Source organism: Demequina sediminicola (genome assembly GCF_000975055.1).
In the GTDB taxonomy this organism is placed as follows: Bacteria; Actinomycetota; Actinomycetes; order Actinomycetales; family Demequinaceae; genus Demequina; species Demequina sediminicola.
In genome coordinates this window covers 1,021,824-1,041,176 of the sequence record NZ_BBRB01000001.1, presented here as the reverse complement: position 1 = coordinate 1,041,176, position 19,353 = coordinate 1,021,824, and the positions used below count along the sequence as shown (strand labels likewise).

The following is a 19,353-nucleotide window of genomic DNA, read 5'->3' as shown; positions in this document are numbered from 1 at the left end:
AAGGCAAGGGAGGCGATGTCTCCTGCGGTGACAGAAATGTTCGCGGTGGCGGAGGGTTGGGCAGAAGTGAAGTAGCTGCCGTCGCCACCGCCTACATATTGAGCGCTGACACCATAGGTACCGGTCTGGGTTGGCGACCAGTCAAAACTGACTGAACCGTCCGCGGCAACTCGAACGGGTTCTTGTGGTTCTCCCTCGATAGTGAACTCAACGAAGCCGCTAAAGCGCACGCCCGGATCCACATCTACGGCAGCAACCTGGGCACTGATGCTGACAGACTCGCCTGCCTGTACTGAGGCGGGAGCCGTGATGGTGGTTTCCGTTTTCACAGCACTACGCAGTACTGCGGTATCGAAGGTGCCTGCCGCGAAGGCGGTGTAACGCATCCCGTCAGGAAGCTCCGGAATAAGAAACTGACCGTAAGTGTAGGAACCGAGGGCCTGAACTGTGCCATCGGAGCGCAACAACAGTGTCGATTTACCAAGGTTGGAGGCTGCAATTGCCGTATAGGTGGTCCCTGACTCCAGACTCGACTCATCAGCTTCACCCGACTGGTTGTATCCGAAAAGTTCGACCTGACCGTCCGAGCGCAACAACACCGTATGGAAGCCGCCGGAAGCCACCGACGTATACGTCACACCGGCAGGAAGCACCGGCACATCCGTACGACCCTGACTGTTGAGCCCGAAGGCCTCGACTGTGCCGTCCGAGCGCAGCAACACCGTGTGAGCGCCGCCGCCCGCAGCAGCCACATACGTAGCCGTCGGATCCAGATTCGACTCATCTGACTGGCCGAAACTGTCGTATCCGAAGAGTTCGACTCGACCGTCTGAACGCACCAGAATCGTGTGAAAGTTGCCGGCGGCAACCGCGCTATATGTGACACCGGAGGGAAGCACCGGCACATCCGTCTGACCGTCGTGGTTACTTCCAAAGGCCACGGCTTGACCGTCTGAACGCAGCAACACGGTGTGATAATCGCCCGTAGCAACAGCGGTATACCTCATACCTTCAGGAAGCTCCGGTACATCCGTCTGACCGTCGTCGTTGGTACCGAAGGCCACGGCTTGACCGTCTGAACGCAGCGCGACAGCATGAGATTCGCCAGCAGAGATAGCGGTATATGTCACACCTGGAGGAAGCTCCGGTACATCGTCAAGATCGCCGACCCCTTGTGTCAGGATCGCGCCGCTGTCTTCTAAAGCGACAGGCCACCCCGGCGACGGGGCCACGCTATCTGCAGCAAGAGAAGCCGCACTCGAAGCCATGACAAGTGCCAGGCCGCCGGAGGCGGCAATGACCGCAGCCACGACACGCTTCACACTCAACAACACCAACTCATCTCCCCGAAACACCATCGATTCACAGACAGGGATGGAACACCACTGTGCGTTCTACGTGTTTCACCACATTGGTCGGGGAAACCGCCACTGCCCCACGCACCCTACCCCACACTCACACCACCACCGTGGGCTAGTGCCGAGCGCTGCTCACCCGGGCAAACGTCGGCGTAAACGCTTGCTCCGGAAGCTCAATCGGGATGATCTAGCGCGGGAACAACAGTGAAGCGACTGGACCCGTCGATCGGGGTCCGGCCGCCCATGCGGTGACCTTGCACCGCCCTGACGGCTCAACGTCTAGCGGTACTCCGGGTTGGGGTGGTCAAACGTCGCGCCGTCGTTCCATTCCTTGGTGGAGTTTCCGCCGGCGGGGAAGCCACCGCCGGACTTGAGCCACGCGGCAACGTGCATGAGGTTCCATGCCATGAATGTCGTGTTGCGTCGCGTGAACTCACTCTCGGGACCGCCAGAGCCCTCGTCCAAGTAGGACGGTCCCGGGCCTATGGCGCCGAGCCAGGCGGCGTCAGCGGCGGGTGGGATCGTGTATCCCAAGTGCTGCAAGGCATAAAGGGTATTCATTGCGACGTGCTTAGAGCCGTCCTCGTTACCCGTACTGATGACACCGGCAGTGCGCCCGTAGTAGAGGTACTGGTCTCGATCGTTGGTTTCACCGGAGAGCCCGTACAGACGCTCAATCACCCGCGAGGCGACCGATGAACGCTCGCCCAACCAAATCGGGGTCCCCAGCACGAGGATGTCTGCGTCGAGGATGCGCTTGGCAAGTTCCGGCCAATCGTCAGTGGCTTGATTGCCACCCGGGACGTCTTCACGCATGTCCGGGTTCACTCCTGGCGCGATGTCATAGTCAACAGCGCGGAACGAGTCCACGCTTACGCCCTGCGCTTCCATGATGGCAATCGAGTTGTCCATCAGCCCTTGAGTGTGACTCAGCGCGGGCGAAGGCTTCAGGGTGCAGTTCACAAAGCAAGCCTTGAGATCGGAAAAGTCGGAAGTACTCATCGTGCGTCCTCCTTGTGTCAAGCGTGAATTAAACGTCGACTACCCGAGGGCTCGTGGTGAGTTGTTCCTCCCACGCAGACTTTTCTCGGCTCGCGAGCATGATGAACACACCCCATAGCCCCAGGTCGTCGATGAAGCCCAGCGGACCCAACACCAACTCCGGTATGAGGTCAACAGGCCAGAACGTGTACAGCACTGTGACAATCCCCGTCATCCATGTGAAGGGGCTCACTTTGTGCTCGCCTCGGCGCACAGCGCCCAGAAACTTCCACCACGACATGCGCCGTCACCTCCCCGGACCGCGATGCGGTCACGTCTTCACCCAAGGTAACGCCGCGGGGGGAAACTTTTCTTCCCCAACCGCGGCATCGGCCCGGCTATACGACTTCGCGAAGCTTGCCCGTGTGGACGTCGAAGACGAATCCGCGCACCTGAGTGGAGTCCACGAGGAACGGGTCGCGGCGCAGGCGCTCCATCGACTGGCGCAGGTCCACATCGAGGTCTGTGAACGACTCAGGGGACCATGCGGGCTTGATGCCAGTCTCGTCGAGAAGGTCATTGCGCAGCTCGTCGTCTGTGAACGTCAGCGCGCCGCAATCGGTGTGGTGAATGAGGATGATCTCGCGGGTACCGAGCTTGCGCTGAGAGATCACGAGCGAACGAATCATGTCGTCCGTGATGACGCCGCCAGCGTTCCGCATGATGTGTGCGTCACCGACCTCAAGGCCCAGCAGCGCAAACACATCGAGGCGCGAGTCCATGCAGGCCACCACAGCGAGCTGACGCCGCGGCGGCAAAGGCCGGTCCGGGGTGTACTCAGCCGCATAGCGAGTGTTGTTTTCTACCAGTTCGTCCGCAATTCCCATGATTCCTCCACGTAGATATGACAATCTTCGGCCACAACTATCGCCCCTATCGTAAGAGGCTAGTAGCGTTCTCATTACCGAGGCCGTACAGCTGCGGACGTTGTGTGCCGTTCCGGTGCTGTGCGGCCTTGGGTTTCCCCTTGGTGCGTGGTCGCCGCAATGGCGAATGCACCTATCATCGGCACCATGAGCCGCAACGGCGATACGGATCCCGACCTGCCAACCCGAGCAGGCACGCGCCCTCGCTCGGGGCCTTCGCAGGCGGACGTTGCCGAGCTCGCTGGGGTAAGCGGCCAAACCGTCTCTCGCGTTGCCAACAACGAAGATAACGTCAAGCCTGCGACGCGCGAACGGGTCCTCGAGGCCATGGCAAGCCTTGGCTACTCGCCCAACAACGCAGCTCGCGCTTTGCGCAACGGTGCGTTTCACACCATCGGCCTGATTGCACACAACTTGGCGCGTACGGGAGAGTCGCGCACTGCGGAAGCGGTGATCGAAGCCGCACGACTCACTGACCACACCGTCACGCTGGTCGATGTGGCGTCACCATCGTCGCAGGAGATGACTCGCGCAGCCTCGAGACTCTCGCACCAGTCGATTGATGGCCTCATCATCGTCCGCGCAGAGATCTCGAACCCAGGGGATCTTGTCCTGCCGCCAGGAATGCCCGTCGTGGTGTCGGACTCGCGCTTCGAGGGCCACATCCCTGCAGTGGGAGCCGATCAGGTCGCGGGCACCCGCGCCGCCGTGGAGCACCTGCTCGGTTTGGGCCACCGCACTGTGCATTTGCTCGGCGGTCCCGCTGATTCGATTCAGGCGCGCGTCCGCCGCGACGCCTGGGAGTCCACCCTGAAAGCCCATCACTCGAGGGTGAGCGTGCCGTGGCAAGGTGACTGGACGCCTGCGTCGGGATACGTGGTCGGGAAGTCCATTGACATCACGGGCGTCACCGCCGTGGTGTGCGCGAACGATGAGATGGCGGCAGGTCTATTGCTGGCGTTCCATGAGCGCGGGATCCGCGTACCGCAGGATGTTTCGGTGGTGGGTTTTGACGACCTTCCCTTGTCGGAGTTTCTGGTGCCTCCGCTCACGACGGTGCGGCAGGACTTTGCCGCCATCGGCACCCGCATGGTCGCTCTGTTGATGGAGCAGATGAAGCACGGCTCTCACGACGGCGCCTCGACGTCATTGCTTCCGGCCGAACTCGTGGTGCGTTCATCGACTGCGCCGCCCCGTACCGACGGCAACGCCCACCCCTTCGCCTAGCACCCTCCGCCAGGGACGCCTCTCAGCCGCGCTTGTAGTCCCCACCGTCAACTGTCCAGCGGCGGCGAAACCGCCGCCCCAGCGGGCATTCCAGCATTCGCGCATGCCCCTCCGGCTGGTGTATGGTGACGTAAACATTTTGAGACGAAGAGCCACTCACAGGTTGGGAATGAACCGTGCCCCACGTAGAAGAAACCCTGCAACGCGCGTCCGACGACGCCCCTGTGGACTACGCCGCCGACCCCTCCATCCGAGTCATCCGCGACACGCTCGCGGACAGCCGTGAGCTGATCTACTTCGACGACGCCGCCACGACACTTCCCGCCCACCGTAAGCCCGACTCGCGCAGCCTTGACCCCCGCCCTGACACCGCCCAATTACGCCAGGACCCCCTCACCGGCGAATGGATCACCATCGCCGGATCCCGTCAGAACCGAGTCATGCTGCCCCCCGCACACCTCGACCCGTTGGCTCCGCAAACCGCCACCAACCCCTCCGAGGTCCCCGACCAGTACGACGTCGCCGTCTTCGAGAACCGCTCCCCCTCCTTCGGCCCCGCCCTCGGCACCCCTGGGGATCCCCACCCCACCGGCATCGGCCTTGAGCGCACCCAAACATCCGTAGGCCGCTGCGAAGTAGTCTGCTTCTCGCCTGAGCACGACGGCTCCTTCGCAACCCTCGGAGACCAGCGCGCACGCACCGTCATTGAGGCGTGGGCACAACGCACCCATGAACTCAGCCAACTCCCCGGCATCCAACAGGTCTTCCCCTTTGAGAACCGCGGAGAAGCCATCGGCGTCACCTTGCACCACCCACACGGACAGATCTACGCCTACCCGTACGTCACACCCCGGACGCTCCGACTCCACGCATCGGTCGCGGAGTACGGCCCATCACTGATGGCGGACATCCTGGACCGCGAGCGCTCGGGCCCTCGGGTACTGATCGCTGGCGATCACTGGACCGCGTTCGTTCCATACGCTGCACGTTGGCCCATCGAAGTCCACGTATTGCCACACCGCGACATCCCCGACCTCGCGCACACCACCCTCGCGGAGCGGGACGAACTCGCGAATCTTCAACCGCGCCTCTTGCGCATGCTTGACGCAATGTATGACACCCCAACGCCCTACATTTCGGCATGGCACCAGGCGCCAGTACGTGCAGCGGACGGCATTCGGCTCATGTTGCAGATCACCAGCCCGCGGCGCGCTGCCGACAAGATGAAGTTCTTGGCAGGCTCCGAGTCCGCCATGGGGGCGTGGGTTGGCGACCTTGTCCCCGAAAACTCGGCGGCCGCACTGCGCGACGCACTCTCCCTCGCTGACGAGAAGTGGAGCCACCAATGACCAGCATGAGTGACATCTTCACCGCCGCGTACGGCCGGACACCTGACGGAGTGTGGTCAGCCCCAGGGCGTGTGAACCTCATCGGGGAGCACACCGACTACAACAACGGCTACGTCCTGCCGTTCGCCATTGACTACCGCACACGCGTGGCAGTCGCCCGTCGCGAGGACCGCGAATTGCATCTGCGTTCCACGTTCACAGACGGCGAGGTAGTGGCCTCTCTGGACTCTTTGGATCCGGCCTCGATGGACGGCTGGTCAGCGTACGTGCTCGGAGTGGCATGGGCAGCGGCCGATGCCGGAGTCTCCTTGGAGGGTGCGTTCGGCCTGGACATTGTGATTGACTCCCAGGTTCCGGTGGGCGCTGGACTGAGCTCGTCTGCCGCACTCGAATGCGCGGCAGGGGTCGCGTTCAATGAGTTGTGGGACTGGGGCCTCACGCCTCTGGCCCTCGCGCGCCTAGGCCGGGTTGCAGAAAACTCTGCGGTGGGCGCACCCACGGGACTGTTGGACCAGGCAGCGTCGATGCTGGGTCAAGAGGATCACGTCGTGTTCCTCGATTGCCTGACCGAGGACGCGAAGCCGGTACCGCTGCACTTGCGCGAGGAGGGACTCGGAATCCTCGTGATGAACTCCAACGTGAATCACGATCATGCCACCGGCGGCTACGGCGACAGGTTCCGCTCGTGTGAGGTGGGTGCCGGCGCATTGGGTGTGGACTCGCTTCGCGAGATTGGCGTCGACGATCTTGACCGGGCCGCGACAGTCCTGGACGCAGAGACCCTGCGCCGTGTGCGTCACGTGGTGACGGAGAACGAGCGTGTCCTTGCGACCGTCGAAACCCTGAGGAAAGACGGGCCTCGCGCCCTCGGTGACCTGCTGAACGCTTCACAGGTGTCCATGCGTGACGACTTCGAGATCACGGTGCGCGAGATCGACCTGGCCTGTGACGCGGCAGTAGCCGCTGGCGCCATCGGAGCACGGATGACGGGCGGTGGTCTTGGCGGCTCAGCAATTGCCCTCGTGCCCCTGAGCGAGGCCGAGGCCATCGCCGAGGCGGTCCGTGCCGTCCTGGCCGAACACGGCCTGCGCGAGCCCACTATTTTCCCCGTGGTGCCCTCCCAGGGCGCGCGACGCGACGTTTAGCCCCTACGAGGCGGACAATTCAATACATCCCCTGAGGAGAGGCATCGGCCCTGTTCGATGCCGTAATCGGAATGAGGCAACGATGAGCTGGATGGTGACGGGCGGAGCGGGCTACATTGGCGCGCACGTAGTACGGGCGCTGCGCGATGGCGGAATCGACGCGATCGTCGTCGACGACCTCTCGAGCGGCTTCGAGAAGTTCGTCCCTGAGGACGCGCCGTTCGTCCAGGCATCCATCCTCGACACTGCTGCTGTCACCGCAGCCATGCGCGAGCACGACGTACGAGGTGTCATCCACTGCGCGGGCTATAAGTACGCCGGCGAGTCCGTGAAGTACCCGCTTCACACTTACACCCAGAACGTGCAGGGCACCGTCTCGCTTCTGCAGGCCATGGCCGATGCTGGGGTCACTCAACTCGTGTTCTCGTCCTCCGCAGGCGTCTACGGCACGCCCGATGCTGAGGTCGTCACGGAAGACACCGCCACCACACCCGAGTCGCCCTACGGGGAGTCCAAGTTGATCGGCGAGTGGCTGATCAATGACCAAGTGCGTGCCACTGCCGATTCCGATGCGCCGCTGCGCGCCACCTCGCTGCGCTACTTCAACGTGGTGGGGTCCGGCACCGACGAGGTCTATGACGCTTCCCCTCACAACCTGTTCCCCAAGGTCATCCGGGCCATCAAGGGCGGCCAGGCTCCGCTCATCTTTGGCGAGGACTACGACACCCCCGACGGCACCTGCGTGCGCGACTACGTCCATGTCCAGGACCTCGCGCACTCGCACGTGGCCGCGGCGCGGATGCTCGATGCCGGGCGCCCCCTCGATCGCGTCTACAACCTGGGCTCGGGGGATGGGACTTCAGTCAAGGAGATTGTCGGCTCACTCCTGGAGGCAGCGTCGTCGGACCTCGTGCCTGTGGTCAGGGACCGCCGCCCCGGCGACCCAGACCGCATCGTCGCGCGCGGCGAGAAAGCCGCAGACGACATCGAATGGAAGATGTCCCACACCATTGAGGACATGGCGTCCTCGGCCTGGAAAGCGGCCCCTGACGCCTAACCTCCTCTCTCCCCCCCCCACTTTTCTCCACGCGAAATGGCTCCATTTCGCTGTTTTGAGGCCTCTAGACAGCGAAATGGAGCCATTTGGCGAGGGTTTAGGCGATGATCGCGTCAGCCTGGATCTCCACGAGCGCCCGAGGATCCGCCAGCGCACACACCTCAACCATCGTTGAGGCCGGCCGGATCTGACCAAACGCATGCCGATGCGCCCGAGACACCGCATCAAAATGCTCAATGTCCACCACAAAAATCACGGTGCGCACCACGTCCTCCATGGTGGCCCCCGCCTCACCCAACGCATGCTCAATCCGCGCCAAGGCATCGGCCGCTTGCCCCTCCGGCCCCTGGTCCAGAGCGGCCGGCGACGCCAACGTCCCTGACACCCACACCATCGAGCCCACTCGCACCGCACGCGAGTATCCGTGAGCGTCTTCCCACTGGCCACCGGAGTCGAAGTTCTCTCGCATACCTTCAGAGTACTTAGAGTGGTGCCATGGAGCCTTTCAGCATGTCCCGCGACACCCAGGTCAAGGTCTTTCACGTCGAAGACAATGGTGCAACCGTGGTGGTCACCACCGCCGATCGAGCACTACCCGAACAGCCCGCGCAAGTGGCCTACGAACAGTGCGAGAACGAGGAAGAGTCCACCGCAGTCCTGAACAAGTTTGTGTTCGACCTGCAGCGTCAAGGATGGGTACTCGACGAGCCCGCTGAGTAAACGCCCCTCAGCACCCGCACCCGCACCCGCACCCGCACCCGCACCGACGGAACGGCTAGCCCCACCCCAAGGCGTGCAGGCGGTCATCGTCGATCCCGAAGTGGTGCGCGATCTCATGCACCACCGTGATCGCAACCTCCTCGCGCACGTGGTCCGCATCGTCACAGTGACGCAACGTGGGGCCGCGATAAATGAAGATGCGGTCAGGCAAGTCAGCCATCCCCCAGTCGGCACCCCGCTCGGTGAGTGCGACACCGTCATAGAGCCCCAGGAGTTCCTCACCGTTCTCCGGCTCGTCCTCGATCAGAATCACCACGTTGTCGACCATCGCCAAGAGCTGCTCAGGGATCGCATCCAGGGCGTCGTCCACCGCGGACTCGAAGTCCTCTTCGCTCATCTCGACCATGACGCCATTGTTTCGCACCTGGGTGGTCCTCTCGACACGGTTGTGGGGTCAAGAAATCCCGTGCCCAGGGCCCTTCGTGCGCATTGATTCCCCCAAGTGGTTTGAGCATCCCCAAACACACCGTAAGATAGACGCGTTCGGTTCCCTGTTTTCAGGGTTTCGAGCGGCGCCCCCATCGTCTAGCGGCCTAGGACGCCGCCCTTTCACGGCGGTAGCACGGGTTCGAATCCCGTTGGGGGTACTGAGTAGCGTAGAAAGTGGTCTACACTACTAGTCGGTCGTCTTCTGGGCGGCCGACAAGCAAGGCCCTGTAGCGCAGTTGGTTAGCGCGCCGCCCTGTCACGGCGGAGGTCGCGGGTTCAAGTCCCGTCAGGGTCGCGGTGCGACTGCCCCTTCAATTCGGAGGGGCTTTCTCGCTAGCGGATGTCACAGTTCGCAAGGCTCTGTAGCTCAGTTGGTAGAGCGTTCGACTGAAAATCGAAAGGTCACCGGATCGACGCCGGTCGGAGCCACCACAGTGAGGCCCTCGGGAAACCGGGGGCCTTTTCTTATGCCCAACCGGTCCTTCAGCGTTTGCGTGGAAGTGCCGATAGACGGTTCACTAGGAGAAACGCCTACAAGGAGGCCTCATGCCTGGATCAGGTTTCGCAAAAACTATTCTCAACGCAATGCTGAGCGCCATCGCTGGGCAGTGGATGGCGACCATCCGGGCCGAGAGCGAAGTGATCAAGGTCGAGCTCAAGGTCAAGAGCCGTGAACTCGGTAAGGGCGCCGCGATGCTTGCCGTCGTTGCAGTGCTTGGCATCTTCATGGTGCTCGTGCTCCTGGGTGCTGCGATCGCAGGGCTTTCGCTCGTCATGCCGGTGTGGGGTGCGTGCCTGATTGTCGCGGGCGTGCTGCTGTTCTTCATCGTGATTTACGGCATCTGGGGTGCCCACAAGATCAAGAAGAACAAGGACCTGGTGCCTACCGCGTCGATCGAGCGCATCAAGAACTCCTTCTAGTTTTCTCCACACGCGGGCGTCCTCCACGGAGGGCGCCCGCGTTGCTGTCTCTGGGCAAGACAGCGCGCCCCGGTTCAGACAGCACGGCATAGCGCCGATGCTTCGGTGACCCGGGTTACGCCGCCGAGCCTTTGATCTCTGGAAGGGCTTCGGGGCGCGGCTTGGGTTTGCGCTGGGAGAGCCACACTCCCCCGAACACGACGGCAGCGCCGACGACCTCGTACCAGGCGAGCGTCTCTCCGAGTACGAGCACACCGAGGGCGGTCGCGACCACGGGCACTACGTAGGTGACGGATGCGGCGGTGGTTGCTCCTGCCGCCTTGACGACCTTCCAGAACCACACGTAGGCAAATGACGTTCCCGTCACGCCCAACGCGATGAGCGCCCACAGGGACACCGAACTCAATGCGAAGGCCTCGGCATCCGGGCTGGGTACTGCGAGGGCCACTGGGGCGAGCATGAGGGCGCTGAGGGTGATCTGGATCGACGACAGCGCCATGGGTGAGTCCTGGACGCGGCCCAGAAGGACGCGGGACAGCGTTGAGCCGATGCCGTAGCAGGCGGTCGCTCCGAGCATCAGTGCCGCTCCCCACAGGGGGAAGTCGTCTACTCGCCAAGCACCGAGCAGGATCGCGATTCCTCCGGCGCCGATGACGAGGCCGGCAAGCTGTGCACGGCTCACGCGCTCTGCGGGGATGAGGAGTGCGACGAACAACGCCGTCCACAGTGGCGTGGTGGCGTTCAAAAGGCTGGCGAGGATGGAGGAGATGTGCTGCTGGGCGGCAGGAATCAGTACCAATGGAATGGCAGACATGAAGGCCGCGACCACAGCGACGGCGCCAACTTTGCGCCACGTCAGAGTGGGGCGGTTGCCAGTGACCAGCACCATGACGATGAGGGTGATGGCACCAAAGAACACCCGCCCAAAAGCCACCTGCGTGGGGGCAAACTCACGCAGAGCCACTTCAATAAAGAGGAAGCTACATCCCCACGCAGCGGAGACCCCCAGAAAGTAGGGGAGCCAACTACGCAGCGGAACATCTGCGGCGCTCACGCGCGAAACTCAGCGGGTTCGATCAGGCGTGCGCCCTCATCGTCCCCACGCACCTCTACCCCCTCGAGGCGCAACATTTGGGCCTTCACCCTGGTGCCGCCGAATCCATAGGAGCCGAGCCGCCCGCCCGCCTGCACTACCCGGTGACACGGCACAAAAATGCCAACCCGGTTGCGCGCGCAGGCCGTTCCCACGGCACGCGAGGCACGGGGCCGCCCGGCCATCTCCGCCAGTTCACCGTAGGAGACCACTGCACCCCCGGGAACGTCACGGAGGTGGGTCCACACCTCGACAAGAAAATCTGGGCCCGACAGGTGGACGGGTATCGACGTCACAGCATCGGGATTCCCGGCAAGCCACTGCTCCAAGGCATCGGCGATCTGTGGCTGCTCCCCCGGTTCCCACGGGCGTTGCGCGCTCTCGACGGGACGTTGCGCCGCGACGGCGCGGACCGTCCCCATCCCGGCGGCGTGCACGGCACCTGCAGCATCGGCAAGTACCGCAAGATCACCCCATGGAGTGGCGTATGCGGCAGCAGTGAGAGGGGACGTCTCCATGCGGTTCAGCGTACGCCTGGCCATACAAGGCAAAGATCAGGCAGTGCCCTCTTGCGCCTGAGCCAAGAGTTCCTGAACCTCAGCCTCCCGGAAGCGACGGTGGCCACCTAGTGTCCGAATCGCAGAGAGCTTCCCCACCTTGGCCCACCGAGTCACAGTCTTGGGGTCCACACGGAAGATCGCAGCAACCTCACTGGGCGTCAGCAACTTTTCCGGTTCCTGCATGGTGCCTGGCATCATCAAATCGTCCTCTAGCTATCTCAACGGCCCATCCTTGGACCCTTTTCATACCTTGAGACGGAGCACGTACGCCGTTATGACGCTGTTTGTCGGAACTTTCCTCAGTGTCCGATGCGCCCAGAGTCGCAATCACCCTCTGTCGCGTTGTAAAGTACCGCTTAGGACTCAGCACGCCGGGCCCGCTAAGGCGTGCGCCCGCGACGAGCAGAAGGGACAGCGTTCATGGGGCGTGGCCGTCAGAAGGCTAAGGACGCGAAAATCGCGCGTCAGCTGAAGTACTCGAACCACGGCGCAGATCTGCGCGATCTTGAGCGAGAGCTCATCAGTGGAACCGAGTCGCAGCCAAGCACGCCGGACCCTGTTTCAGTCGAGGAAACCGACGAGTACATCGACCGTTGGGCCGAGGACGACGACCGCTAAGCGGTTCTTCAACTCTCTCTTCACACCGGCGCTCATGGAGCGTTTCATTGGCATGCGTCCAAGAGCCTGAACATCGTCTCCACCCTTTGCGCCAGCACCCACCGCGCCCGCAGGCCAGCAGCGGCACGCCCGCAACGAGCCGCTCGCTAGCGGTACGTCAGTGCCCAAATCCACCTTCATTGGGCACTAATCCACCGCCAGCGCACATGCTGGAGTCGAGCGAGGTCAGATGGCGGAGCCGAGAGCGCACGTGCCGGGGTAGAGAGCGCGCCTGCCGGGGTAGAGAGCGCGCCTGCCGGGGTAGAGAGCGCGCCTGCCGGGGTAGAGAGCGCGCCTGCCGGGGTAGAGCCGGGGTCGGCTTCCCCGCTGCCACCGAAGCCAAACCTCCGCGGAGTTAGACCCCGCAAGCGCCGCGGAGTTAGACCCGGTAAGCGCCGCTGAGGTACACGGCCCCGCCGTCGACGCCCTTGGAGCCACGGATGACATCAGGGGACACTGCGCGCTGGTCGTCAGGAACAATCGTCCCGAGCGTCCAGGCTGGAACGCCGGCCGCTGACGACGCGGCGATGAGCGCATCGGCGTCCCCTGGGGCCACGACAGCAACCATGCCCACGCCCATGTTGAGAGTCGACTCCAGATCGTTCCACGGCACTGAACCAGCCGCTTGAACCACCGAGAACACTGCGGGCAGGTCCCAGGCATCGCGCGCGACGGTGGCGGCGAGGCCTACGGGCAGCACGCGCGCAACGTTCGCCGCGAGACCACCGCCTGTCACGTGCGAGAAGGCACGCAAACCTGGGGTGGACTCTGCGAGCGAGACACACAACTGGGCGTAAATGCGGGTTGGCTCGAGCAGTTCCTCACCGACCGTGCGGCCGAGGTCGTCGATCTGCGTATCGAGTTTCCAGCCGGCGTGCTCGACGACGCGACGCACCAACGAGTAGCCATTCGAGTGCAGCCCGGACGATGCCATGGCCACCACCACGTCGCCCTCACGGACGCGCTCGGCGCCGAGGACAGCATCGGCTTCCACGACGCCGACGGCGGCACCGGCCACGTCGTAATCGTCTGGATCCATCACTCCTGGGTGCTCTGCGGTCTCGCCACCGACGAGCGCGGTGCCAGCCATTTCGCAGCCCTCGGCGATACCGCGAACGATGTCCGCAATACGCTCGGGAACGACCTTGCCGCACGCAATGTAGTCGGTCATGACGAGCGGCTTGGCACCACACACCACGATGTCGTCCACCACCATCGCGACCAGGTCCTGACCAATCGTGTCGTGCACATCGAGCGCGCGGGCGATCACAATCTTGGTGCCCACACCGTCGGTGGAGGAGGCCAGCAGCGGACGGTTGTAGGACTTGAGGGCCGATGCGTCGAAGAGCCCCGCAAAGGCGCCCACGCCGCCGAGGACTTCGGGGCCGTGGGTGCGGCCCACTGCATCCTTCATGAGTTCTACGGCGCGGTCGCCTGCCTCAGTGTCAACGCCGGCACCGGCATAGGTGATGGGCTCGGTCATGAGGAGGCCTCCACGGGTTGGTTCAGCAAAAGGTGCTTGGCATCGACTGGCGGCTCGATGGGGTATTCGCCGGTAAAGCAGGCGGTGCACAGGCGTTCTTCTGCCTGTTCGGTGGCCGCGATCATGCCTTCAACGGAGATGTAGCCGAGCGAGTCCGCGCCCAAGTGTTCGCGGATCTCCTCCACGGACATGGTCACGCCGATCAGTTCTTCGCGCGTCGGAAAGTCGATGCCGTAGAAGCATGGCCACTGGATGGGCGGCGATGAGATCCGCAGGTGAACCTCAGCGGCTCCGGACTCGCGCAGCATCGCCACGACGGCGCGCTGGGTGTTGCCGCGCACGATGGAGTCATCGACCACCACGAGACGCTTGCCTTCGATCTGCTCGCGCAGAGGATTGAGCTTCAGGCGCACACCGAGTTTGCGCAGCGTCTGCGACGGCTGAATAAACGTACGGCCAACGTAGGCGTTCTTCACAAGGCCCTGGCCAAAGGGAATGCCAGAACCTTGCGCGTAGCCCACAGCGGCCGGGGTCCCGGACTCCGGGGTAGGCATGACCATGTCTGCTTCGACCGGGTGCTCACGTGCCAGCTGCCGACCCATCTCTACGCGCGCGGCCTGAAGCGACTTGCCGTTGATGTGAGTGTCAGGGCGGGCGAGGTACACGTATTCGAAGACACAGCCCTTGGGCTCGGCCTTAGCGAAGTGCTGGGAGTGGACACCGTCGGCGTTGATGGTCAGGAACTCGCCGGGTTCCACTTCGCGCTCGAATGTCGCACCGACGATGTCGAGAGCAGCGGTCTCAGACGCCACAACCCAGCCGCCGGAAGGCACCTTGCCCAGCACCAGCGGTCGCACACCCTGAGGGTCACGTGCCGCATACAGTGTGTCCTCATCCATGAACGCGAGGCAGAAGGCACCGTCGACGTGCGGGAGGAGTTCCAGAGCAGTTTCGGTCACCGAGTCGTAGTGGTCCCAGCCCAGCAGTGCAGTCAGGATCGAGGTGTCGGTAACGCCGCCCTCGCGCATCTCTTTGGCTCGAGCCGCGCCCAGGCGCTCTTCAACGAGCTCGAGGAGGCGGTGTGTATTGGTCAGGTTGCCGTTGTGTCCGAGGGCGACGGTGCCGTGTTTGGTGGGGCCGAGCGTGGGTTGCGCATTGGCCCAGACCGATGCTCCGGTGGTCGAGTACCGGGCGTGACCAACGGCGATGTGGCCGGTGAGAGCACCCAGGGCCGCTTCATCGAAGACCTGGGATACGAGGCCCATGTCCTTGTAGACAAGGATCTTGTCGCCGTTAGAGGTCGCGATGCCGGCTGACTCCTGGCCGCGGTGCTGCAGAGCGTAGAGACCAAAGTAGGTCAGCTTGGAGACTTCCTCTTGAGGGGCGTATATGCCAAAGACACCACAGGCGTCCTGTGGCCCCTTGTCCTGAGGGTCAAGGTCGTGGTTAAGCCGGCCGTCGCCACGGGGCATCTACGGTCCTCCTGATGGGGGCGGGAAACAACGGGATCATTGTCCCACACAGCGGGTGCACTGCCGCCCCTGAGAGCGACAGTGCAACCACTGGTCACATGCTGAGAGCTCCGACTACAGCGCGCGGCGCACCTCATCACGCATCTGGCCCAGACGGTCCGGGTCTGGAGCTGCGGCAAGGAGTCGCTTGGTGTAGTCGTGCTGAGGGTTCAGGATGACTTCATCGGAGGGCCCACGCTCAACGACATCGCCCCGGTACATCACCATGATCTCGTCAGAGAAGTGACGTGCGGTCGCGAGGTCATGGGTGATGTAGAGCACCCCCAGATTTTCTTCACGCTGCAAGCGCGCTAGCAGGTTCAACACCCCCAGGCGGATGGACACGTCAAGCATCGAGACCGGTTCATCGGCAATGAGGAAGCGACTTCCAGGTGCGAGGGCGCGTGCGATGGCCACACGCTGTCGCTGACCACCGGAGAGTTCGTGCGGACGGCGACCGGCGATCTCTTCCACTGGCTCCAGATTCACACGGGTGAGGAGTTCAGCAATGCGTTCGTCAACCGTCTGATCAGCACCGACCGCCTTGTGCAGGCGGATGGGGCGCTCGAGGTGATGGCCGATGCTATGGAACGGGTTGAGCGATGCAAACGGATCTTGGAACACCATCTGCACGTCTTTGCGGTAGCGCTTGAGTGCACGCCCTCGACGAGGGACACTCTTGCCGTCAATCAGGACATCACCCGAGGTAGGCCTCTCGAGTTGCAGGATCGTCTTCGCAATCGTGGACTTGCCGGAACCCGACTCTCCCACCAATGCGATGGTCTTACCTGGTTCCAGGGTGAAGGAGACGTCGTTGACTGCGCGCAGTTTCTTGTGGGCTCCGCGGACCCGGTACTCCTTGACGACATTGCGGAACTCCAACGTACCTTCGCCGCTGTTGGCCTTGGTTCCTTGCTCGTTCAACGTGGCCATTACAGGTCCTCTCCACCGCGGACGAACGAGCCGCGTTCACCAGTGAGGCTCGGGAACGAGCTCAGCAGCTTCTTGGTGTAGTCGTGCTGCGCGTTGGTGTAAATCTGGTGCGCGGTTCCGCGCTCGACGATTTGGCCTTCAAGCATGATGGCCACACGATCCGAGATTTCGAGCAGCATCGGGAGGTCGTGCGTGATGAAGATGACGGCGAAGCCGAAGATCTCACGCAAGCGCATGATCTCCCGGATGATGTCTCGCTGCACCACCACATCGAGTGCGGTGGTGGGCTCGTCCATGATCATCAACTGCGGTTCCAGGGCCAACGCCATCGCAATCATGACGCGCTGACGCATACCGCCAGAGAGCTCGTGCGCATAAGAGTTGATGCGGTCTGGATCGACTCCGACCAGTTCCAGCAGCTCTCGCGAACGCTCTTCCATCGCGTCATCGGTCATGCCTGGGCGGTGCGTGGTGAACACATCGAAAAGCTGCTTGCGGATCTTGATGACCGGGTTGAGGGAGTTCATCGCTCCCTGGAACACCATGGAAATCTTGTCCCAGCGGAATGCCCGCAACTGGTCGCCATCCAGTGCCAGCACGTCAATGTCCGTGTCGACACCGTCGGTGCGGTCGTGGAAGGTGACCTCGCCTTCGGTCATGAGCGCGGGAGCTTTGAGCAACCGGTTCAGACCGTAGGCGAGTGTGCTCTTGCCGCAGCCAGACTCCCCTGCCAGCCCCAGGATCTCTCCGCGGTACACCGTGAGGTCTACGCCGCGGACAGCCCTGACCGCCACGGGGTCGACTTCGTACTCGATGTGGACGTTGCGAGCGGTAATAACCGCCTCTGCGTTTGCGACATCGCGGGTGCCATCTGCGCCTACGTGCTCATGGGTGCCAGCAGTGACGGGCACCTCTGGAGCAACCGTGGCGTCAGCAGTTGGTGCGTCGCTCATGCTTGAGCCTCCGCTTTCTTCTCATCCTTGGCGGCCTGCTTATCGGCCTTGGCGATTGCCTTCTTCTCAGCTTTGGCCTTGCGCAGGCGACGGGCTTCGAGAGGTGCCGAGCGGAGCTTCGGGTTGATCACCTCGTCTACGGCAAAGTTGATGAGAGCCAGGGACATACCCACCAATGCGACAGCGATACCGGGCGGCAGGAACCACCACCAAGCGCCGCTCTGCAGTGCATACCCGGAGTTCGCATCATTGAGGATGGTTCCCCAGGAGATTGACCCTGTTGGCCCAAGACCAAGGTAGGACAGGCCAGCCTCACCAAGAATGGCGAAGATAACTCCGAACAGAAACTGCCCAGTCAGCAGTGGTAGCAGGTTAGGCAGCACCTCAACACCGATGACTCGGAAGGGGTTCTCGCCTGCAATGCGAGATGCCGCCACATAATCTCGGTTTCGGAGAGATTGCGCCTGGGATCTGAGCACCACAGCGGCACCCGCCCATCCGGTGATACCGAGGATCACGGCCACGAGCAACCCTGAACGTCCGGGGACGGCGGAGGAGATGACGATGGTCAGAGGCAGACCAGGGATCACCAGCATCACGCCAATGATCAGTGTGAGGACCTCGTCAGTAACTCCACCAACATATCCTGCGACAACACCAAAGAGGATAGAAAGCGTCACCGCGATCAATCCCGCGATCACACCGATCAACAGGGAGGTCCTGGCGCCCGTCGCCATCTGGGAGAACACGTCATGACCCAGGCTTGTGGTGCCCATCCAGTAAGTGCTATCTGGCGGAGCTAGTACGGGGTTGTCGCCGGATATGCGGGGGTCGAACTGAGCGATCATGGGCCCAAAGATCGCGAACAGGATCATGAAGGTGAGAACCGCGGCACCGATGAGGAACTTTCCGTTCACATGGCGCTTGATGTGGCGCTCATCCTCGCGCGCGTCTGCGGCCTCACCGGGATCGACAGGGTCGGGTGCGTGAGTAAGTAGATCAGGCATTTTGGCGCGCTCTCGGGTCGATAAGTCCGTAGACCAGGTCGGTGATGAACATCGCAGCCAACACAGTGAGTGTGATGACCAGGAAAACGCCCTGCATGAGGGCGTAGTCATTGCCCTCGACCCCTTCAATCATGAGTTTTCCGATGCCGGGGTAACTGAACACTTGTTCCATGACAACGAAGCCGCTCACCACGAAGCCGAGCGAGACGCCGATTCCGGCGATCGACGGCAGCATGGCGTTACGTGCGCCGTAGGTACGCATGATGCGGCCCTTCTTCAGGCCCTTGGCCTCGGCAGTGACAACGTAGTCCTCACCCATGGTGGACACCATCATGTTGCGCATGCCCAGTAGCCAGCCGCCGACGGAAGAAATGATGATGGTGATGGCAGGCAAGATCCCGTGGTAGATCACGGATCCCGCGAATGCCCAGGACCATTCCGTGTTGTTGAAAGTCCAGATGTCGTAGCCATCGGTCCGCGGGAACCATTCGTTCTCGCGGGCGAAGAAGTAGATCAGGACCATTGCGACCCAGAAGTACGGCAACGACTGCAACAAGGTCGTCGACGGAACGATGTGGTCGACCCAGGTGCCGCGCTTCCAACCCGCGAACATTCCGAGGCTGATACCGATGATGAAGGAAAGTACCGTCGCGACACCGACCAGTCCGATGGACCACGGCAGCGCCGAACCAATCAGGCTTGAGACGGACGAGGGGTAAAACTGCACTGAGGTCCCGAGGTCCCCCTGGAACAGCTGACCCCAATAGTCGAGGTACTGCTGCCACAGGGAGGCGTCGGGGTTGCCGAAGAGGCGCCTGATGGACTCCAACTGCGCATCGGAGACATCACCCCGCCTGCTGAGTTTCGCGATCATGATGTCGGCAGGATTACCGGGCAACAATCGCGGTAGCAGGAAGTTCAGTGATATCGCCGCCCACAAGGTAATGGCATAGATGACCAGTCGTCTGGCGATATACCTCATC

General features: G+C 62.6%; 22 protein-coding genes and 3 tRNA genes. 10 read left to right on the top strand and 15 right to left on the bottom strand.

All coding sequences use genetic code 11. The annotated features are described in order from the left end of the window. The 4 genes from AOP79_RS04870 to AOP79_RS04855 all read right to left on the bottom strand — a co-directional run. Positions 1-1,358: Ig-like domain repeat protein (locus AOP79_RS04870; RefSeq protein WP_062070928.1), on the bottom strand; the 1,358-nt coding region annotated here is incomplete at its 3' end. 279 nt (positions 1,359-1,637) lie between these two features. Beyond that, positions 1,638-2,360, bottom strand: coding sequence for a flavodoxin family protein (locus AOP79_RS04865; RefSeq protein ID WP_062070925.1), 723 nt, complete (start codon positions 2,358-2,360; stop codon positions 1,638-1,640). 28 nt (positions 2,361-2,388) lie between these two features. After that, on the bottom strand, positions 2,389-2,640 hold the full coding sequence (locus AOP79_RS04860) for a DUF1232 domain-containing protein (protein ID WP_062070923.1): 252 nt from the start codon (positions 2,638-2,640) through the stop codon (positions 2,389-2,391). A gap of 97 nt (positions 2,641-2,737) precedes the next feature. Further along, complete coding sequence (locus AOP79_RS04855; RefSeq protein WP_062070921.1) at positions 2,738-3,226, bottom strand: beta-class carbonic anhydrase; 489 nt, start codon at positions 3,224-3,226, stop codon at positions 2,738-2,740. A 159-nt stretch (positions 3,227-3,385) separates the two neighbouring features. On the opposite strand from AOP79_RS04855, the gene AOP79_RS04850 reads away from it, so the two are divergent. The 4 genes from AOP79_RS04850 to galE all read left to right on the top strand — a co-directional run bounded on the left by AOP79_RS04850 (position 3,386) and on the right by galE (position 8,043). After that, positions 3,386-4,492 (top strand): LacI family DNA-binding transcriptional regulator, encoded by a 1,107-nt coding sequence (locus tag AOP79_RS04850; protein ID WP_236683212.1) that lies wholly within the window; start codon positions 3,386-3,388, stop codon positions 4,490-4,492. Between the two features lie 224 nt (positions 4,493-4,716). Then, positions 4,717-5,841: a galactose-1-phosphate uridylyltransferase gene (gene galT, locus AOP79_RS04845; RefSeq protein ID WP_062071088.1), complete on the top strand. Its 1,125-nt coding sequence runs from the start codon at positions 4,717-4,719 to the stop codon at positions 5,839-5,841. Continuing rightward, positions 5,838-6,986, top strand: coding sequence for a galactokinase (gene galK / locus AOP79_RS04840; RefSeq protein ID WP_062070920.1), 1,149 nt, complete (start codon positions 5,838-5,840; stop codon positions 6,984-6,986). The genes galT and galK overlap by 4 nt, the downstream gene beginning before the upstream one ends. Before the next feature lie 82 nt (positions 6,987-7,068). Continuing rightward, complete coding sequence (galE, locus tag AOP79_RS04835; RefSeq protein WP_062070918.1) at positions 7,069-8,043, top strand: UDP-glucose 4-epimerase GalE; 975 nt, start codon at positions 7,069-7,071, stop codon at positions 8,041-8,043. Positions 8,044-8,140: 97 nt separating this feature from the next. Here the strand turns inward: galE and AOP79_RS04830 are convergent, their stop codons facing one another. Then, on the bottom strand, positions 8,141-8,512 hold the full coding sequence (locus AOP79_RS04830; RefSeq protein ID WP_062070916.1) for a Rid family hydrolase: 372 nt from the start codon (positions 8,510-8,512) through the stop codon (positions 8,141-8,143). A 26-nt stretch (positions 8,513-8,538) separates the two neighbouring features. Here AOP79_RS04830 and AOP79_RS04825 point away from each other — a divergent pair, with 26 nt between their 5' ends. Further along, complete coding sequence (locus AOP79_RS04825) at positions 8,539-8,763, top strand: hypothetical protein (protein WP_152648003.1); 225 nt, start codon at positions 8,539-8,541, stop codon at positions 8,761-8,763. A gap of 55 nt (positions 8,764-8,818) precedes the next feature. Here the strand turns inward: AOP79_RS04825 and AOP79_RS04820 are convergent, their stop codons facing one another. Continuing rightward, positions 8,819-9,169, bottom strand: a complete 351-nt coding sequence (locus AOP79_RS04820) for a metallopeptidase family protein (RefSeq protein WP_174435652.1) — start codon at positions 9,167-9,169, stop codon at positions 8,819-8,821. A 168-nt stretch (positions 9,170-9,337) separates the two neighbouring features. On the opposite strand from AOP79_RS04820, the gene AOP79_RS04815 reads away from it, so the two are divergent. The 4 genes from AOP79_RS04815 (at position 9,338) to AOP79_RS04800 (ending at position 10,173) form a co-directional block, all read left to right on the top strand. Further along, a tRNA-Glu gene (locus AOP79_RS04815) sits at positions 9,338-9,410 on the top strand. 63 nt (positions 9,411-9,473) lie between these two features. After that, positions 9,474-9,547: transfer RNA gene (locus AOP79_RS04810), tRNA-Asp, on the top strand. A gap of 61 nt (positions 9,548-9,608) precedes the next feature. Then, positions 9,609-9,684 (top strand) — tRNA-Phe (locus tag AOP79_RS04805). Between the two features lie 114 nt (positions 9,685-9,798). Continuing rightward, complete coding sequence (locus tag AOP79_RS04800; RefSeq protein WP_062070912.1) at positions 9,799-10,173, top strand: phage holin family protein; 375 nt, start codon at positions 9,799-9,801, stop codon at positions 10,171-10,173. Positions 10,174-10,288: 115 nt separating this feature from the next. Here the strand turns inward: AOP79_RS04800 and AOP79_RS04795 are convergent, their stop codons facing one another. From AOP79_RS04795 to AOP79_RS04785, 3 genes are read right to left on the bottom strand one after another with little or no spacing between them, the layout of a single operon-like run. Further along, positions 10,289-11,227: a DMT family transporter gene (locus AOP79_RS04795; RefSeq protein WP_062070910.1), complete on the bottom strand. Its 939-nt coding sequence runs from the start codon at positions 11,225-11,227 to the stop codon at positions 10,289-10,291. Beyond that, positions 11,224-11,784, bottom strand: coding sequence for a methylated-DNA--[protein]-cysteine S-methyltransferase (locus AOP79_RS04790; RefSeq protein WP_062070908.1), 561 nt, complete (start codon positions 11,782-11,784; stop codon positions 11,224-11,226). Before AOP79_RS04790 ends, AOP79_RS04795 begins: the two co-directional genes overlap by 4 nt. Positions 11,785-11,820: 36 nt before the next feature. Next, positions 11,821-12,021, bottom strand: coding sequence for a BldC family transcriptional regulator (locus AOP79_RS04785; protein ID WP_062071084.1), 201 nt, complete (start codon positions 12,019-12,021; stop codon positions 11,821-11,823). Positions 12,022-12,246: 225 nt separating this feature from the next. Between AOP79_RS04785 and AOP79_RS04780 the strand changes: the two genes are divergently transcribed. Next, positions 12,247-12,444 carry a DUF3073 family protein gene (locus AOP79_RS04780; protein ID WP_062070906.1) on the top strand — a complete coding sequence of 66 codons (198 nt, stop codon included), beginning with the start codon at positions 12,247-12,249 and terminating at the stop codon, positions 12,442-12,444. Positions 12,445-12,862: 418 nt separating this feature from the next. Here AOP79_RS04780 and purM read toward each other — a convergent pair whose 3' ends face one another. The 6 genes from purM to AOP79_RS04750 all read right to left on the bottom strand — a co-directional run bounded on the left by purM (position 12,863) and on the right by AOP79_RS04750 (position 19,352). Continuing rightward, the gene (gene purM, locus AOP79_RS04775; protein WP_062070904.1) at positions 12,863-13,966 is read right to left on the bottom strand and encodes a phosphoribosylformylglycinamidine cyclo-ligase; all 1,104 of its coding nucleotides are present in this window, start codon (positions 13,964-13,966) and stop codon (positions 12,863-12,865) included. After that, entirely contained in the window at positions 13,963-15,438 is a 1,476-nt protein-coding gene (gene purF / locus AOP79_RS04770; protein ID WP_062070902.1) for an amidophosphoribosyltransferase, read from the bottom strand. Before purF ends, purM begins: the two co-directional genes overlap by 4 nt. Positions 15,439-15,552: 114 nt before the next feature. Next, positions 15,553-16,410: an ABC transporter ATP-binding protein gene (locus AOP79_RS04765; protein WP_062070900.1), complete on the bottom strand. Its 858-nt coding sequence runs from the start codon at positions 16,408-16,410 to the stop codon at positions 15,553-15,555. Continuing rightward, positions 16,410-17,363, bottom strand: coding sequence for an ABC transporter ATP-binding protein (locus tag AOP79_RS04760; RefSeq protein WP_082093349.1), 954 nt, complete (start codon positions 17,361-17,363; stop codon positions 16,410-16,412). Before AOP79_RS04760 ends, AOP79_RS04765 begins: the two co-directional genes overlap by 1 nt. Further along, positions 17,360-18,370: an ABC transporter permease gene (locus AOP79_RS04755; RefSeq protein WP_082093348.1), complete on the bottom strand. Its 1,011-nt coding sequence runs from the start codon at positions 18,368-18,370 to the stop codon at positions 17,360-17,362. The genes AOP79_RS04760 and AOP79_RS04755 overlap by 4 nt, the downstream gene beginning before the upstream one ends. Beyond that, positions 18,363-19,352 (bottom strand): ABC transporter permease, encoded by a 990-nt coding sequence (locus tag AOP79_RS04750; RefSeq protein WP_062070898.1) that lies wholly within the window; start codon positions 19,350-19,352, stop codon positions 18,363-18,365. The genes AOP79_RS04755 and AOP79_RS04750 overlap by 8 nt, the downstream gene beginning before the upstream one ends. Position 19,353: the final 1 nt, after the last annotated feature.